This is a genomic window from Parabacteroides sp. AM58-2XD, from assembly GCF_003463685.1.
In the GTDB taxonomy this organism is placed as follows: domain Bacteria; phylum Bacteroidota; class Bacteroidia; order Bacteroidales; family Tannerellaceae; genus Parabacteroides; species Parabacteroides segnis.
In genome coordinates this window covers 1-2008 of the sequence record NZ_QSDP01000215.1, presented here as the reverse complement: position 1 = coordinate 2008, position 2008 = coordinate 1, and the positions used below count along the sequence as shown (strand labels likewise).

Here is a 2008-nt window from a genome sequence, read left to right as displayed (position 1 = left end):
TGTTTTTTGCTTCTTATATTTTCATTTTATTTGGCACCTCTTTGGCACTCTTAAAATATTTTACCTAGATTTGTAATCTAAAACTTTAATATCATGAAAATAGAAGGAAACAGCACAGACAACCCTAAATTGAAATCAAAAAAGTTATCTAATGGACAAGAAAGTCTAAAACTTTAATATCATGAAAATAGAAGGAAACAGCACAGACAACCCTAAATTGAAATCAAAAAAGTTATCTAATGGACAAGAAAGTCTATATTTAGAATATTATTTGGGGTATCGAAAAACTACAGATCCAAATACTGGAGAGGAAAAAATACACAAGAACCGAAAAAAGAAAACCTTAAATCTATACATAACCTCCAAACCTAAAGATGCAGAACAGCGTGAAGCAAATAGAAGAAATATTGCCATTGCTAAACAATTAAGAATGGAAGAGGAACTAAAACTCAAAGGTGGCAAGCTTGGAGTTAGCCTCATTAATTCTCCTAAAGAAGATTTTTTTGAGCTATTTCAAGCTTACAACGACAAATATGACAAAAAAGACTATCGCATGATGACGGGCGCTTTAAAACGCTTTAGAAGTTTTATAGAGGAAGAATACTCGATATACAAATACGGTATAATGCCAGAACAACTAACAAAAGAAATGATGGAAAAATTTGTTCATTACCTACAAAAACACAGTAAAGGAGAAGGAGCAAGCAACTATTTTCAACATTTCAAGAAAGTTGTAAAGTACTTATGTGAAAATGATGTCATAAAAAAAAATCCTTGCAATGGGGTAATATGCAAAATAGACAAAACAGCACTAAGAAAACATATATTAAGCGATGAGGAAATAGAAGCTATGATAAAAACAGAATATGTAGGGCAAAATCCTAATGTAAAGAAAGCCTTTTTATTTTGTTTATTTACTGGACTTAGATTTTGCGATGTCAAAGACCTAAGATTCAGCAATATAGACTACACCAATAATATGCTTAAATTCGAACAAAATAAAACAAAAGGACACAGCAATACAAGTAATGTAACATTAAGCCTAACAGAAAACATACGTCGCCTCATAGGAGAACCTACACAAGACAACAAAGGCAATAATATTGATGAAGTTATATTCAAGTTACCTTCTTATGAATGTTGTTGTAAATCTCTAAAACGTTGGACTAAAAAAGCAGGTATCACAAAAAATATCACTTGGCACTGTGCGAGGCACACTTTCGGTACTATGCTAGTAAACATTAATACCAACCCAGTCATTATAGCAGCTCTGCTAGGACACTCTGGACTAAAATATGTAACAAGATACACACGAGCCGTCAACGAAAACAAAAAAACTGCCATTGAAAGCGTTTCAGATAAGTTCAAATTATAAACCATTAAAATAGTATGTTATGTCAATAGATGATCTTCCTGACGAATATTTTCGAGATTATGTTATAGATGAGTGTGAATCATTAATCAGACAATTAACTTCTGATGATGGAGAAGAAATGATTCCACCTATATCTGATAGTGAGGCACCTAAATATTTAGATCAAATCTCGTTTGATGCCATACGCAAATACATTGAAGATAATGGATATTTAGATTACATATTAGAGGATCTATATGAAAAAGGAGAGATTGAATTTGTAGACATAGACACAGACCATCACTACAAATTACAAGCAAAAAAAGAACAAATAAAGATTATTTATGATGAACTAATAAAAGAAGCTTTCATTGCAGGTTATATAACCTTTGAGGATTTTTACTATGCTTGTACTGGATTCAAGAAGCCAGACTCATATATGGGAATCAAATGGATAGCCCCAAAAATTCATGTGGATTTTTCATTAGTCGATTATTTCAAAATGAAAAAAGAAAATGGAAAATTGGTCGTAATGTATTCGGTATAAATCTTTTAGCGCAAGCCAATTCAAACATATACAATAACAAGAAGGGTATTCCCCAAAACAAAACTCATTGATAGCATTCTAAAAAAAGCAGATTTAAAACCCTAAAA

Annotated in this window: 2 protein-coding genes; both read left to right on the top strand. The window is 31.5% G+C overall.

Annotated elements, in window-relative coordinates; translation table 11 throughout:
• Positions 1-181 precede the first annotated feature (181 nt).
• Positions 182-1375, top strand: a complete 1194-nt coding sequence (locus tag DXA15_RS24870) for a site-specific integrase (RefSeq protein WP_128135827.1) — start codon at positions 182-184, stop codon at positions 1373-1375.
• Between the two features lie 19 nt (positions 1376-1394).
• Positions 1395-1901 carry a hypothetical protein gene (locus tag DXA15_RS24865; protein ID WP_128135826.1) on the top strand — a complete coding sequence of 169 codons (507 nt, stop codon included), beginning with the start codon at positions 1395-1397 and terminating at the stop codon, positions 1899-1901.
• Positions 1902-2008: the final 107 nt, after the last annotated feature.

What these genes read in the sequence shown, in the direction of transcription:
- DXA15_RS24870 (WP_128135827.1), top strand. Translation starts at nt 182, where the DNA reads ATGAAAATAGAAGGAAACAGCACAGACAACCCTAAATTGAAATCAAAA.
- DXA15_RS24865 (WP_128135826.1), top strand. Translation starts at nt 1,395, where the DNA reads ATGTCAATAGATGATCTTCCTGACGAATATTTTCGAGATTATGTTATA.